This window comes from Bradyrhizobium yuanmingense (assembly GCF_025200905.1).
GTDB lineage: Bacteria > Pseudomonadota > Alphaproteobacteria > Rhizobiales > Xanthobacteraceae > Bradyrhizobium > Bradyrhizobium yuanmingense.
Window position 1 is genome coordinate 3980135 of sequence record NZ_CP104173.1, and the last position, 14600, is coordinate 3994734.

Below are 14600 nucleotides of genomic sequence, written 5' to 3' on the forward strand. Positions count from 1 at the left end.
CCTCACCGGTACGGCGCGTCGAGCTCGATCGCCTTGGCGATCTCGCGTTCCCAGCGGTCGCCGTTGGCGAGCAGCTTGGCCTTGTCATAATAGAGCTCCTCGCGGGTCTCGGTCGCGAACTCGAAGTTCGGGCCCTCGACGATGGCATCGACCGGACAGGCCTCCTGGCAGAGGCCGCAATAGATGCACTTCACCATGTCGATGTCGTAGCGCACGGTGCGGCGGGTGCCGTCGTTGCGGCGCGGGCCGGCCTCGATGGTGATGGCCTGCGCCGGGCAGACCGCCTCGCACAGCTTGCAGGCGATGCAGCGCTCTTCGCCGTTCGGATAGCGGCGCAGCGCGTGCTCGCCGCGGAAGCGGGGCGAGATCGGGCCCTTCTCGAACGGATAGTTCAGCGTCGGCTTCGGCTGGAAGAAATAACGCATGGCGAGGAAGAACGCCGAGACGAATTCCGACAGCAGAAGCGAGCGTGCAGTGGCGTTGACGTTGATACCCATGACGGCCCTCACTTCGGCGCGATGCCGGCGAAATGCAGCACGCCGGCCACCACGATCACCATCGCCAGCGACAGCGGCAGGAACACCTTCCAGCCGAGGCGCATCAATTGATCGTAGCGGTAGCGCGGCACGATCGCCTTCGCCATCGCGAACAGGAAGAACATGAAGAACAGTTTCAGCGAGAACCAGATGATCCCCGGTACCCAGTTGAAGGGCGGCAGGTCCACCGGCGGCAGCCAGCCTCCGAGGAACAGGATCGTCGCCAGCGCGCACATCGTGACGATTGCGACATACTCGCCGAGCATGAACAAGAGGTACGGCGTCGAGCCGTACTCGACCATGAAGCCGGCGACGAGCTCGGATTCGGCTTCGACGAGGTCGAAGGGCGGACGGTTGGTTTCCGCCAGCGCCGAGACGTAGAACACCACGAACATCGGGAACAACGGCCAGACGTACCAATTCAGGATCGTCAGCTGCGGCAGCCCGATCAGGCTGGCGAGACCGCGCGCGTGCTGGGCCTCGACCACCGCCGTCAGGTTCAGCGTGCCGGCGCAGAGCAGCACGGTGATGATGACGAAGCCGATCGAGACTTCGTAGGACACCATCTGCGCGGCCGAGCGCAGCGCGGCGAGGAACGGATACTTCGAGTTCGACGACCAGCCGGCCATGATGATGCCGTAGATCGACAGCGACGAGATCGCGAAGATGAAGAGGACGCCGACATTGATGTCGGCGATCACCCAGCCGAGATTGGTCGGGATCACCGCCCAGGCCGCGAGCGCGAGCACGCATGAGACCAAGGGAGCAAGAAGAAACACGCCCTTGTTGGCGCCGGCCGGGATGATCGGCTCCTTCAGCACGAACTTCAACAGGTCGGCGAAGGATTGCAGCAGGCCCCACGGGCCGACGACGTTCGGGCCGCGGCGGATCTGCACCGCCGCCCAGATCTTGCGGTCGGCGAGCAGGATGTAGGCGATCGCGACCAGCAGGACGACGAGCACGAGGACACTCTGCGCGACCATGATGATCAGCGGCCAGAGGAACCCGGTCCAGAATGCGCTTTCGAAGAATTCCATCAGATCACGCTCACTCCGCTGCGGTCAGCATCTGCCCGGAGGCGAGGCGCGAGCACTCCGCCATCACGGCGGACGCACGCGCGATTGGGTTGGTCAAATAGAAGTCCTCGACCAGAGGCTTGAACGGCGCCTTCTCGGGCGAGCCGCCCTTGCCCGCCAGCTTCTTGATCTGGTCGGCCGAGCCGGCCTCGATCTGGTCGAGACGGATGAAATGCGGCACGGCCTTGAACATCGCCTGGCGCAGCTGCGCAAGCGAGTCGTAGCCGAGCTTCTTGCCGAGCGCTTCCGACAGCGCGCGGATGATCGCCCAGTCCTCGCGGGCCTCGCCCGGCGGGAACGCGGCGCGGCCCGTCATCTGCACGCGGCCTTCGGTGTTGACGTAGATCGCGGACTTCTCGGTGTAGGCAGCCGCCGGCAGGATGACGTCGGCGCGGTGTGCGCCACGATCACCATGGGTGCCGATATAGACGACGAAGGTGCCGTCAGGCGCCTTGATCTCGTCGGCGCCGAGCAGGAACAGCAAGTCGAGCGTGCCGAAGGTCGTCATCTGCGCAGCATTGAGGCCGCCGCTGGTTGCGGCAAAGCCGATGTCGAGCGCGCCGACGCGCGAGGCGGTCTCGTGCAGCACGCCAAAACCGTTCCAGCCGTCCTTGACTGCGCCGACATCGAGCGCGAGCTTGGCGCTGGCGGCGAGAATGGCGGCGCCGTCGTGACGGGCGGCCGCGCCCGCACCGACCAGGATGATCGGTTTCTCAGCGTTCTTCAGCACGTCCATGAAGGAATGCTTGCCGGCCGCGAGCTCGGCCAGCGTCTCGGTACCGGCACCGAGATGGTCGTAATCATAGGTCAGGTCGGCCTTGGCACCGATCACGCCGACCTTGAAGCCGCCGGCACGCCAGCGCTTGCGGATGCGGGCGTTGAACACGGCCGCCTCTTTCCGCGGGTTCGCGCCGATGATGAGCAGCGCGTCCGCCTGCTCGACGCCGGCGAGCGTCGGATTGAAGATGTAGGAGCCGCGGCCGAGCGCCGGATCGAAGGCGTCGCCGCCCTGCACCGCCAGATTGCCCGAGCCGTATTTGCCGAGCAGGTCCTTCAGCGCGAACATCTCCTCGACGCCGGCGAGATCGCCTGCGATCGCGCCGATGCGCTTGCCGTCGGTGCGCGCCGCCTTGGCGGCGATCGCGGCGAAGGCCTCGGTCCAGCTCGCTGCGCGCAGCTTGCCGGCTTCGCGGATATAGGGCCGGTCGAGACGCTGAGTGCGCAGGCCGTCGACCACGTGCCGGGTCTTGTCGGAGATCCACTCCTCGTTCACGGCCTCGTTGATGCGCGGCAGGATCCGCATCACCTCGCGGCCGCGGGTGTCGACGCGGATCGCAGAGCCGACGCCGTCCATGACGTCGATCGACTGGGTCTTGCCGAGCTCCCACGGGCGCGCCGCGAAGGCATAGGGTTTCGAGGTCAACGCGCCGACCGGGCAGATGTCGACGAGGTTGCCCTGCAATTCGGACGTCAGCGCGTGCTCCAGATAGGTCGTGATCTCCATGTCCTCGCCGCGGCCGGTGGCGCCCATCTCGGGCGCGCCGGCGACTTCCGCCGAAAAGCGGACGCAGCGCGTGCACTGGATGCAGCGGTTCATCGAGGTCTTGACCAGCGCGCCGAGATATTTGTCCTCGACCGCGCGCTTGTTCTCGGCGAAACGGCTGGTGTCGACACCGTAGCCCATCGCCTGGTCCTGCAGGTCGCACTCGCCGCCCTGGTCACAGATCGGGCAATCCAGCGGATGGTTGATCAGAAGGAATTCCATCACGCCTTCGCGTGCCTTCTTCACCATCGGCGAACGCGTCGAAATCTCGGGCGGCTCGCCCTTGGGGCCCGGACGGCAGTCGCGCACGCCCCAGGCGCAGCTCGCGACCGGCTTCGGGCCGCCCTTCACCTCGACGAGACACATCCGGCAATTGCCGGCGATCGACAGCCGCTCGTGATAGCAGAAGCGCGGAATCTCGGCGCCAGCCGCCTCGCACGCCTGAAGCAGCGTGTACTCGGCGGGGACATCGATCTCTTTGCCGTCGATGATGAGCTTGGTCATGTCTCTTACTCCGCCGCGACCATGTTCACGGGATCGCGGACCCCGATGTCATCGACATCGGCCTTGTGCGAATATTGGTCGATGCGCGCTTCGATCTCGTGGCGGAAGTGCGTGATCAGGCCCTGGATCGGCCAGGCCGCGGCGTCGCCGAGCGCGCAGATGGTGTGGCCTTCGACCTGCTTGGTGACCTCGAGCAGCATGTCGATCTCGCGCTTGTGGGCACGGCCTTCGGCCATGCGGGTCAGGACGCGCCACATCCAGCCCGTGCCCTCGCGGCACGGCGTGCACTGGCCGCAGCTCTCGTGCTTGTAGAAATAGGAGATGCGGGCGATCGCACGGATCAGGTCGGTCGACTTGTCCATTACGATCACGGCGGCGGTGCCGAGGCCCGAGCGCAGCTTGCTCAGGCTATCGAAATCCATCGGCGTGTCGATGATCTGCTCGGCCGGCACCATGCGCACCGACGAGCCGCCGGGGATCACGGCCTTGAGGTTGTCCCAGCCGCCGCGAATACCGCCGCAATGCTTCTCGATCAGCTCACGGAACGGGATGCCCATGGCTTCTTCGACGTTGCAGGGCCGCTCGACATGGCCGGAGATGCAGAACAGCTTGGTGCCGACATTGTTCGGGCGGCCGATGCCGGCGAACCACGCCGCGCCGCGGCGCAGGATATCGGGCGCAACGGCGATGGATTCGACGTTGTTGACGGTGGTCGGGCAGCCGAACAGACCGACATTCGCCGGGAACGGCGGCTTCAGCCGCGGCTGACCCTTCTTGCCCTCGAGGCTTTCGAGCAGCGCGGTCTCCTCGCCGCAGATATAGGCGCCGGCCCCGTGGGCGACGTAGAGGTCGAACGGCCAGCCGTTGAGATTGTCCTTGCCGATCAGCTTGGCTTCATAGGCCTGGTCGATCGCGGCCTGAAGGCGCTCGCGCTCGCGGATGAACTCGCCGCGGACATAGATGTAGCAGGCATGCGCGTTCATCGCGAAGCTCGCGATCAGGCAGCCCTCGACCAACAGATGCGGATCATGCCGCATGATCTCGCGGTCCTTGCAGGTGCCGGGCTCGGATTCGTCGGCGTTGACGACGAGATAGCTGGGACGGCCGTCGGTGGACTCCTTCGGCATGAAGGACCATTTGAGACCGGTCGGGAAGCCTGCGCCGCCGCGGCCGCGGAGCCCTGAGGCCTTCATCTCGTTGATGATCCAGTCGCGGCCCTTGTCGATGATGTTCTTGGTGCCGTCCCAGGCGCCACGACGCCGCGCACCATCCAGCCCCCAATCATGGAGGCCGTAGAGGTTCTTGAAGATGCGGTCCTTGTCCTCGAGCATATCAGTGCTTTCCGATCAACGAATGGACTGCTTGTAGGCAAGTCCGGCGGCGCAGACGGCGAAGAACAGCGCCCAGAGCAGACTGGTCTCCTGCGAGGCGTTCATGAAGTAACGCTGCAGCAGGAACATGAAGGCAGCCGCGATCGCGGCGTGCATGGCGACGAAGCCCCATTTCTTCACGGCCGCGGTCCCTCCGGTTATGGCGAGATCACGCATCAGGTGATCTCCTTGAGCGTGGTCGGTCCGGTGATCGGCGCCGAGAATTGGCGGCCGTTCTGCGGACCGGGCTTGGGCGGATTGCCCGAAGCGAAGCCATCGAGCACCTTGCCGAAGCTTTCCTTGGTCAGGTCCTCATAGGTGTCCTTGCCGATCAGCACCATCGGCGCGTTCACGCAGGCGCCCAGGCACTCCACCTCCTCCCAGCTGAAATTGCCGTCCTTGGAGAGATGGAAGGGCTCGTGATGGATGCGGTGCTCGCAGACGTGGATCAGATCCTCGGCGCCGCGCAGCCGGCACGGGGTGGTGCCGCAGACCTGGACGTGAGCCTTCTTGCCGACGGGGGCGAGCTGGAACATGGTGTAGAAGGTCGCGACCTCCAGCACGCGGATATAGGGCATGTCGAGCATGTCGGCGATGACGCGGATCGCGGCCTCCGACACCCAGCCCTCGTTCTGCTCCTGCGCGCGCCAGAGGATGGCGATGACGGCGGAGGCCTGACGGCCTTCGGGATATTTCGCGATCTGCTGCCGGGCGAATGCGAGGTTCTCCTCCGTGAACGCAAAGCTCGCGGGTTGGACTTCCTTCGGTGCTAATCGGCGAACAGACATCTCTTCAATCTCTCACTGCATGCGGCGCGCGGTCTTGGTATCCAGGTTCTTGGCGTTCATGGCCTCGATCCTGTCCTGCCAGAATGCGCTTGCGGTGCCGAAAACGTTGTAGCCGACGTGGGTCGAGACCTTGATGCGGTCGAGGATCGACAGCTCGGTCACGGTCTCCATGCGGTTGCTGCGCGGATCGAACACGATCAGCTTCAGCGGGGTCTGTTCGAGGATGAAGCGCGACACGGCGTGCGAGCGGTCGCTGCCGTGCTCCTCGCACATGATGACGCTGTCGGCCTGAAGCAGCCGTGCCCCGCCCTTGATCGCCTCGATCTCGACGCCCTCGACGTCGAGCTTGATCAGGTACTTGCCGGTGGCCGCGACCTTGCCGTCCTCGATCAAATTGTCGAGCGCGATCACCGGCACCTCCTCGCCGCCCGCCGACTGATCGCCGGCGATGCTGAAGGCCTCGTGCTTGGTGCCCGACAGACGCGCGGTGCCGCGCGCCGCGCCGATGGCGCATTTCATGGTCTCGAAGCGGCCAGCGTTGATGCGGGCATTGTTGGCGAGCTTCGAATAGTTCTGGCCCGACGGCTCGATCGCGATCGCCTTGTGCGCGCCGAACGGCTTGCTCGAGACCAGCACCGACCAATAACCGTAATTGGCGCCGCAATCGAGCAGCGTGTAGTCGACGTCGATGGAATCGGCGAACAAGAGCTCGAGCTCGTCCTCGTAAATGTAGGAGCGGTTGAGCAGCTTGCTCCAATAGCCGTCGCCGTAAGGGAATTCGAACACCGCGTCGGGATTGAGCCTGATCGCGATGTTGCGCTCGGGCAGCGTCTTGCGCAGCAAATTCGCGCAGGCGATGTAGCCCATATGCGAGAAGTGCGAAGAGATCTTCGATCCCGTCACCAGCGCCAAGGCAGCCGTCCGCTCCCACAGGTTGGCCCCTTCAAGGGCCCCCGAGGCACGGTCAAACTGGATTGGCGCCTGCGCCATCACCGATCGACCTCTCCGAACACGATGTCGAGCGATCCTAGGATCGCCGACACGTCGGCCAGCAGATGGCCGCGGCAGATGTGGTCCATGGCCTGCAGATGCGCAAAGCCCGGCGCGCGGATCTTGCACTTGTAGGGCTTGTTGGTGCCGTCGGCGACGAGATAGACGCCGAACTCGCCCTTGGGCGCCTCGACCGCAGCGTAAACCTCGCCGGCCGGCACGTGAACGCCTTCGGTGTAGAGCTTGAAGTGGTGGATCAGCGCTTCCATCGAGCGCTTCATCTCGCCACGGCGCGGCGGCGCGACCTTGTTGTCTTCGACGACGACCGGGCCCTTGCCGTCAGGCGCGTTCAGCTTCTGGATGCACTGTTTCATGATGCGCACGGACTGGCGCATCTCTTCCATGCGGATCAGGTAGCGGTCGTAGCAGTCGCCGTTCTTGCCGATCGGAATGTCGAAATCCATCTCGGCGTAGCACTCATAGGGCTGCGACTTGCGCAAGTCCCAGGCCGCGCCCGAGCCGCGCACCATCACACCCGAGAAACCCCATTCCCAGGCTTCCTTGAGCGGCACCACGCCGATGTCGACGTTGCGCTGCTTGAAGATGCGATTGGCGGTGAGCAGACGGTCGAGATCGTCCACAACCTTGAGGAACGGATCGCACCAGGCCTCGATGTCGTCGACCAGCTTCTGCGGCAGGTCCTGGTGCACGCCGCCGATACGGAAATAGGCCGCATGCATGCGGCTGCCCGAGGCGCGCTCGTAGAACACCATCAGCTTCTCGCGCTCTTCGAAGCCCCACAGCGGCGGGGTCAGCGCGCCGACGTCCATCGCCTGCGTGGTGACGTTGAGCAGATGCGAGAGGATGCGGCCGATCTCGCAATAGAGCACGCGGATCAGCTGGCCGCGGCGCGGCACCTCGATGCCGAGCAGCTTCTCGGCGGCGAGGCAGAAGGCGTGCTCCTGGTTCATCGGCGCCACGTAGTCGAGCCGGTCGAAATAAGGGATCGCCTGGAGATAGGTCTTCTGCTCGATCAGCTTCTCGGTGCCGCGATGCAAGAGACCGATATGCGGATCGACGCGCTCTACCACTTCGCCGTCGAGTTCGAGCACGAGGCGCAAAACGCCGTGCGCCGCCGGGTGCTGCGGTCCGAAATTGATCGTGAAGTTACGGAGATTCTGCGGTTGCTCGTTCATGATCAGACCTTCGGCCCCGCTTTTTCATCGCCCGGAAGCACCGGATAGTCGGCACCTTCCCAAGGGGATAAAAAGTCGAACTTGCGGAATTCCTGGTTGAGGCGGACCGGCTCGTACACCACCCGCTTCTCCTGATCGTCGTAGCGGACCTCGACGAATCCGGTGAGCGGGAAATCCTTGCGCAGCGGATGGCCCTCGAAGCCGTAGTCCGTGAGGATGCGGCGCATGTCGGGATGGCCGACGAAGAACACGCCGTAGAGGTCGTAGGCTTCGCGCTCGAACCAGTCCGCGCCCGGGAAGACGTCGATTAGCGAGGGCACCTGCGTGGTCTCGTCGGCTTGCGCCTTGAGCCGGATGCGCGCGTTCAAGGTCGGCGACAGGAAGTGATAGATCACGTCGAAGCGCTTCTCGCGATCCGGATAGTCCACCGCCGTGATGTCGGTGATGTTGACGAACCGGCAGTTCGGGTCATCGCGGAGGTACTTGACCACCTCGACGATCCTGGCGGCCTCGACGTCCACGGTGAGCTGGTTGAAGGCCACCGAGTGACCGGTCGCGGCGCCCGCAAGCGCGCTAACGATCGTCTGCCCCAGGGCGTCGAGCTTGGCGTCGTCCATGACGTAAAACCTTAGCGTTCGATGGTGCCGGTGCGCCGGATCTTCTTTTGCAGCAGCAGCACGCCGTAGAGCAGCGCCTCCGCCGTGGGCGGGCAGCCCGGCACGTAGATGTCGATCGGCACGATGCGGTCGCAGCCGCGCACGACCGAGTAGGAATAGTGATAATAGCCGCCGCCATTGGCGCAGGAGCCCATCGAGATGACGTAGCGCGGCTCGGGCATCTGGTCGTAGACCTTGCGCAGCGCCGGCGCCATCTTGTTGGTCAGCGTTCCCGCCACGATCATCACGTCGGACTGACGCGGCGAGGCACGCGGGGCGAAGCCGAAGCGCTCGACGTCGTAGCGCGGCATCGAGACCTGCATCATCTCGACCGCGCAGCAGGCGAGACCGAAGGTCATCCACATCAAAGAGCCGGTACGCGCCCAGGTGATGAGGTCGTCGGTCGCGGCCACGAAGAAGCCCTTGTCGGACAGCTCGGAATTGACCTCGAGGAAGAACGGATCATTGGCCCCGACCGGCTTGCCGGTCGAAGGATCCAGAATGCCCTTCGGGGCCGGTGCGATCACCGGACCTGCGGACTGTGTAGCCGGGTTCAATCCCATTCGAGGGCCCCTTTCTTCCATTCATAGGCGAACCCGACCGTCAGCACGGCGAGGAACACCACCATGGACCAGAAGCCGGTCGCGCCAAGCTTGCCGAACGCCACCGCCCAGGGAAACAGAAACGCCACCTCGAGATCGAAGATGATGAAGAGGATGGCGACGAGATAGAAGCGGACGTCGAACTTCATGCGGGCGTCGTCGAAGGCGTTGAAGCCGCACTCGTAGGCCGACAGCTTTTCGGGATCCGGCTGCTGGAACGCCACGATGAACGGCGCGATCAGCAGCACGAGGCCGATCAGGCCCGCTACCCCTATAAAGACGACGAGTGGAAGATAGTTCTGCAGAATGCCGCTCATTGGCGAGCCCTTTTCCCGCAGCCTCGGGACAGCCACGGATTCGTCCGATTTGGAATTATTCTGAGCCTTAGCGCAGTGCACCAATGGGCGCAAGACACGCTCTTTTCAGGCCCTTTGCCGCCCCCAGCACGGTGAAAATCCCGGAATCACCCCGCGGCTGGTATGGAGCAGATCGCCCCACCCAGCAAGGGCTGCCACGGTCTCGCAGGTCAGCCGTTCTGAGATTGCGGCGCTCGGGCCGAGCCAGCTATTCGCTGCGCGCTAATCGACCGAATGCTCCGGTTTTTGGTGCGGCAGCGCAGCGCCGCAGGGGCAACTTCCCCCCGTTATCGCGGCGACCGATTTGCCGATCGGCGCGGCCAGGACACCCATGCTGGTGCGGCCGCCTCAGGTGCAGGAAAGACCTGTCCACAGCTCAGAGTAATCGGAGGAGCCATGCGTCATCACAGGACCAGGGCTCGTCCGGCGAATGTGCCCGCGATTGGCTCCAAGCCGGTCGCGGGCGCGGCGGCGACCTGCCGGTCGCTTGCGCCGCGCCCGGATGAGCTTTGGGCCGGGGGGCATGGCCCGCGAGCTCATCGTAACCGCAGATCAGCGGACGCCCAGGTGGAGCCGAGCGAACGTCACGATCGGTTGCGCTTCGTCCCAGAGCCTTCCGGCCCTGCCCTCGCCTGTCCTCACCATTTGTAGGAGACGCTGGCGGTGACGCGCCGACGGTCGCCGTAGAAGCAGGACGTGGACGACGCGCAGCTTGCGACATAGATCTTGTCGGTCAGGTTGATCACGTTCAGCGCCGTCCGCCAGTTCTGCCATTCATAATGGAGCGCGAGATCGCCGAGCACGACCGCGGGAACCTCGAGCGTGTTGGCGGTATCGGCCCAGGACGAGCCGATGTAACGTACGCCGCCGCCGAAGCCGAAGCCCGCGAGCGGTCCGTCCTTGAAGGTGTAGTCGGCCCAGCCGGACACCAGGAGTTCGGGCGTGTTGGTCGGCGTCTTGCCGACGAGCGTCGGATCGAGATCCTTGCTCACAAAGAGATTATAGGCCGTGAAGGCACCGATGAACTTCAGCTCCTTCGTGGCATTGGCCACCGCCTCGAGCTCGATGCCGCGCGAGGTCACCTCGCCAGTCTGGTTCTGCAGGAGCGGAACGCTGCCCGGCACCGTTGTCGGGACATTCTGACGGACAAGGTCGAACGCCGAAACGGTGAAATAGCCGTCGAATCCGACCGGCGCAACCTTCACGCCGATTTCGGCCTGCTTACCGGTCTCCGGCAGGAAAAGCTGGTTCGACGCATTAAGGCCGATGATTGGATTGTAGCTCGTTGAATAGGAGACGTAAGGCGAGATGCCGTTGTCGAAATTGTAGATCAACCCGGCGCGGCCGCTGAACCTGCTGTCGTCGCGGCTGGCGACGGTGGCGCGGGTGTCCCGGGCTTCCTGCGTCGTCTCGACCCAGTCATTGCGGCCGCTCAGCACCAGCGTGAAATTGCCGAGCTTCATCTGGTCCTGAACGTAAGTACCAGCCTGTTTCTGCGTGATGAGGAAGTTGCGGAACGGCGAGCCGGGTAGCGGAACCTCAGCTCCTCCGTAGGCCGGATTGAAGACGTTGATCGAGGGCACACCGAACCCGAAGGCCTGGTAATCGTCGATTTGATAGCCCCGCAGATCGACACCGAACAGCATCGTGTGCCTGACGGCGCCGGTGTTGAAACGATACTCCAGCTGGTTGTCGAGATTGGCCTGATTCGCGGTGTTTTTCGCATACCAGTTATAGCGGCCCATCGTCGCCGTGTTGATGTTGTCCCAGCCGTTGCCGACATAGCCGCGATAGGTGATGTCGACATGCGCAAAGCGCGCGTTCTGACGGAACGTCACATCGTCGGTGAGATGACGCTCGAACTGGTAGCCGAGCATCTCCTGCTCGCGCGTGAACTTATCGACACTGGGATCGCCGACGAAGAAGCTGGTCGGGATCTTGCCGAACGGCGCGCTGGTCACCGTGCCCTGATAGGGCAGGAAGTTGATGCCGCGGGTATCCTGCTTCGAGGCCGATGCCAGCACCGTGAAAGTCGTGTCGGCATCGGGCTTCCACGTGACGGACGGCGCGATGAAGTAGTTGTTGTCAGATATAAAGTTGACCTGCGTGCCGCCGTTCTGGACCTGGCCGACCACGCGCGCGAACAGCTTGCCGTTATCAGGACTGGTCGCAACCGGACCGCCCATGTCGAAGCTGACATAGGCGTTGCCGAAATTGTTGACGCCGGTCTCGATGTAACGGATCGGTTCGGCCGGCGGCATCTTGCTGATGACGTTGACGATGCCGCTCGGGCTCGATCCGCCATACAGCACCGCCGACGGACCGCGCAGCACCTCCACACGCTCCATGTTGGGCGTCTGCAGCTTCCAGCTCGCATAGGACGTGTAGAACAGCTGCATGCCGTCGAGGAACAGCCCAATGTCCTCGGACTTGAAGCCGCGGATCAGCCACCAATCGTTGCGCGTGTCCGTACCGAAAGTCCCTGCCCGCACGCCGGCGGTGTAGCGCAGAACCTCGTCGAGCTTGTTCGGCTTCTGGTCGCGGATCTGCTCGGCACCGATGACGGACACCGCCTGCGGCGTCTCCATGATCGGCGTGTTGGTCTTGGTGCCCGACGAGCTGCGGCCGGCGACATAGCCATTCACCGGCCCGCGCGGCGTCTCGACGAAGCCGACGTCGCGCCGTGGCTGCGGCCTGTTCGAGGCAGGGGTCTGCGCCGAGATCCGCGTCGCGCGGCGCTGAGGCGTCGCCGCGGTGCGGCGGCGCGCTTCCGGCGCCGTGACCGTCACCGGCGGAATGTTCTGCGCGCCACTCTGCGCGGAAGATTGTGCAAGCGATGCCTGAGGCATCAAGACCCAAGCGGATGCGGTCGCCAACACGGCCGACCGCAGCATTCCAAGACTGTTCAACGCGCCACCCCAAAGCTGCATGTTTCGATGCGTCATGCCGCCTGTCCCCGGAACGGCATGCGCTCGCGATGACGCTTATGTGAGGGCGCGGGAATTCCCTAATTGAATGCTTCTTAGAAGGACTCTTAGAAATGCTCCAATATTTCCGTATGTTGCTGCAACATCAGCGGGCTTCGGCGGCGATCACCGAAAGACGATCAGGCGGCCAAACGGCGCCCCAGACCAGCCCAGCGCGGCCGTCCGAATGAAACTTGCCGGCCGGGCGAGATGAAACCATTTTGCGGAACCCGCGAAACCATCCGGAAACAGACGGCGCTTAGAAGATGAGCCCGTAGACGACGGCAAAGCCCGTCGGGAGGCTCAGATGAACCACTCAATTCATTCTGCTGATCGTGCGACCCACCTGAAGATCGTGGTGGTGGCGCTGGTGGCCGGCATTGCCGTGGCCGGCTTCGGGATTGCGGCCCGCACCCATGCCGATTACAGCCAGACCGCCCAGTCCACCCAGGTCATCAAGGCCGGCAAGCCGGTGGTGGTGACCAGCGCGGGCACGTCCGAGATTCGCTGAACAACCGAAAAGGTCCGGTTTGATACCAAACGGCCGCCTTCAGGCGGCCTTTTCGTTCGGTTTCACCCATGCGACGGCGCCGCGGGGGATGTTGCCTCCGCCAGGCGCGAGAGGAGCGCAAGAAGATGCCCGCCGGGCACGGCGGGCATCCGTCTTCGAGATCACTCTACCAGGTATAGCGAAGGCCGGCCTGAGTACCCGCGATCGAGGTTCCGAATCCGCCAACCCCAGGCAGCAGGGGGTCCGGCAAGGTGATGCTGCTGCCATGAACTTCGAGGTAGGACGACAGCTGCGGCGTCCAGAGCACGTTGACCTTTGCAGAACCGCGAAGACCATTGGTACCGATCACGCCGGCCGCAACGGGGACCGCACCTCCAACGGCGCCGGCGCCGCTCGCGTCGACGATCCTGTAGTACTGACCCGAGATCGACGGCTGGATCTTAAAGCCCAGCCAGTCCGTCTCGAAGCCGGCGCGCATGCCACCGTGAAATTCGGTTGAATCGCCCGTCTTGCTGCCGAAATTGGCGGTATAGCCCTCCGAATAGGTTACGCCGACCGTCGGCTCGAACCACACGGTATAGGGGAAGTCGAACCGGTATTGGCCGTTCCAGGTATAGGCGATGCCGCTGCCGTCCGCGGTCGCGGCAAGGGGAAGATTGGATGTGCTGCGAGTCCAGCTCGCGAGCGCGGTGAAGTCAGTCGAGAAACCGCCGTTGAGATACGACAGGGTGCCGGAAGTCGATGGAATTGAACCGTCGGTCGTCAGTCCGCCATTCGTGAAGGTGTGCGCCCACGAGTGCGAGCCAGTCCCGATGAAGGTCAGCGCGTCGGTTGCAGTGAAGATACCGATCTTGGTCACATCGACTGCGCCGGTCACCGTCGCAACGCTGACCTGGACCCCGCTCGATTGCGCACTGTCGCCACTGCCGACGAGGTTCGCGCCGTAAAGCCAGGTCGCCGGGGGCGGCGCTGCAAGTGCCGGAGCCTTGGCGTAGGCCAGGGCACCGAACGGATTGCTGACACCCCTTGCGGCGAATGGATCACGACGGTCGAAATCCGACTCCTCGCCGCTGAAGCGCAGCATTCCAGGAGGAGTAACGACCCTGCGATGCTGAATCTGGTCGCGGACGTTCTGGATGATGTTCTGAACGGTGTTGTTGATGACTTGCTGCGGAACATTGACCTCCTGTGCGGAGACCGGTCGCGTCGCAAACAGACTAAGCAAAAAAGGTACGGCCACGACAAAGCCGCGGCGGAAAATTCCTGCCCTCATAGTATTCGATCAGCCCCCTGCTGGTTCAGCCCCGAGCCTTGGCGGGAGGTAAATTCCCGCAAGCTTCAGGCGCCGAATTTATTTGCAAAGCACCCGCGGCGTCTTCACCTGATTGGCTGAATTGGGGGTTCGGCTCCATCAAGCGCGCCCAGCTGATGCTCATCTGCAACACTTTCCCAGGCCGCGCTGCACGCCGAGCAACACGCCCGGATACGAGAAGCAACCCAACGCAG

The 14600-nt window shown here is 63.9% G+C and carries 14 protein-coding genes; 1 reads left to right on the forward strand and 13 read right to left on the reverse strand.

Annotated features, from left to right (window positions below; translation table 11 throughout):
• Positions 1 to 2: 2 nt before the first annotated feature.
• From nuoI to N2605_RS18740, 12 genes are all read right to left on the reverse strand, one after another.
• Positions 3 to 497, reverse strand: a complete 495-nt coding sequence (gene nuoI / locus N2605_RS18685) for an NADH-quinone oxidoreductase subunit NuoI (protein ID WP_157283556.1) — start codon at positions 495 to 497, stop codon at positions 3 to 5.
• An 8-nt stretch (positions 498 to 505) separates the two neighbouring features.
• Positions 506 to 1573, reverse strand: coding sequence for an NADH-quinone oxidoreductase subunit NuoH (gene nuoH / locus N2605_RS18690; protein ID WP_085969087.1), 1068 nt, complete (start codon positions 1571 to 1573; stop codon positions 506 to 508).
• A 10-nt stretch (positions 1574 to 1583) separates the two neighbouring features.
• Positions 1584 to 3659 carry an NADH-quinone oxidoreductase subunit NuoG gene (nuoG, locus tag N2605_RS18695; RefSeq protein WP_225143284.1) on the reverse strand — a complete coding sequence of 692 codons (2076 nt, stop codon included), beginning with the start codon at positions 3657 to 3659 and terminating at the stop codon, positions 1584 to 1586.
• 5 nt (positions 3660 to 3664) lie between these two features.
• A complete protein-coding gene (gene nuoF / locus N2605_RS18700) occupies positions 3665 to 4990 on the reverse strand; it encodes an NADH-quinone oxidoreductase subunit NuoF (RefSeq protein WP_260342042.1) in 1326 nt (441 codons plus the stop codon).
• Between the two features lie 15 nt (positions 4991 to 5005).
• Positions 5006 to 5206 carry a hypothetical protein gene (locus N2605_RS18705; RefSeq protein ID WP_225143282.1) on the reverse strand — a complete coding sequence of 67 codons (201 nt, stop codon included), beginning with the start codon at positions 5204 to 5206 and terminating at the stop codon, positions 5006 to 5008.
• Positions 5206 to 5817, reverse strand: a complete 612-nt coding sequence (gene nuoE, locus N2605_RS18710) for an NADH-quinone oxidoreductase subunit NuoE (protein ID WP_225125163.1) — start codon at positions 5815 to 5817, stop codon at positions 5206 to 5208. Before nuoE ends, N2605_RS18705 begins: the two co-directional genes overlap by 1 nt.
• Before the next feature lie 12 nt (positions 5818 to 5829).
• Complete coding sequence (locus N2605_RS18715) at positions 5830 to 6807, reverse strand: FkbM family methyltransferase (protein WP_036025345.1); 978 nt, start codon at positions 6805 to 6807, stop codon at positions 5830 to 5832.
• Positions 6807 to 8003, reverse strand: coding sequence for an NADH-quinone oxidoreductase subunit D (locus tag N2605_RS18720; RefSeq protein WP_036010192.1), 1197 nt, complete (start codon positions 8001 to 8003; stop codon positions 6807 to 6809). The genes N2605_RS18715 and N2605_RS18720 overlap by 1 nt, the downstream gene beginning before the upstream one ends.
• Positions 8004 to 8005: 2 nt before the next feature.
• Complete coding sequence (locus tag N2605_RS18725) at positions 8006 to 8620, reverse strand: NADH-quinone oxidoreductase subunit C (protein WP_260342043.1); 615 nt, start codon at positions 8618 to 8620, stop codon at positions 8006 to 8008.
• An 11-nt stretch (positions 8621 to 8631) separates the two neighbouring features.
• The gene (locus N2605_RS18730; RefSeq protein ID WP_036025347.1) at positions 8632 to 9222 is read right to left on the reverse strand and encodes a NuoB/complex I 20 kDa subunit family protein; all 591 of its coding nucleotides are present in this window, start codon (positions 9220 to 9222) and stop codon (positions 8632 to 8634) included.
• On the reverse strand, positions 9213 to 9578 hold the full coding sequence (locus N2605_RS18735) for an NADH-quinone oxidoreductase subunit A (protein WP_008136158.1): 366 nt from the start codon (positions 9576 to 9578) through the stop codon (positions 9213 to 9215). The genes N2605_RS18730 and N2605_RS18735 overlap by 10 nt, the downstream gene beginning before the upstream one ends.
• 677 nt (positions 9579 to 10255) lie before the next feature.
• A complete protein-coding gene (locus N2605_RS18740; RefSeq protein ID WP_260347461.1) occupies positions 10256 to 12511 on the reverse strand; it encodes a TonB-dependent siderophore receptor in 2256 nt (751 codons plus the stop codon).
• Positions 12512 to 12890: 379 nt separating this feature from the next.
• Between N2605_RS18740 and N2605_RS18745 the strand changes: the two genes are divergently transcribed.
• Positions 12891 to 13094 (forward strand): hypothetical protein, encoded by a 204-nt coding sequence (locus N2605_RS18745; protein WP_036010204.1) that lies wholly within the window; start codon positions 12891 to 12893, stop codon positions 13092 to 13094.
• Positions 13095 to 13260: 166 nt separating this feature from the next.
• On the opposite strand, the gene N2605_RS18750 is transcribed toward N2605_RS18745, so the two are convergent.
• Positions 13261 to 14367 carry an autotransporter domain-containing protein gene (locus tag N2605_RS18750; RefSeq protein WP_141697649.1) on the reverse strand — a complete coding sequence of 369 codons (1107 nt, stop codon included), beginning with the start codon at positions 14365 to 14367 and terminating at the stop codon, positions 13261 to 13263.
• Positions 14368 to 14600 lie beyond the last annotated feature (233 nt).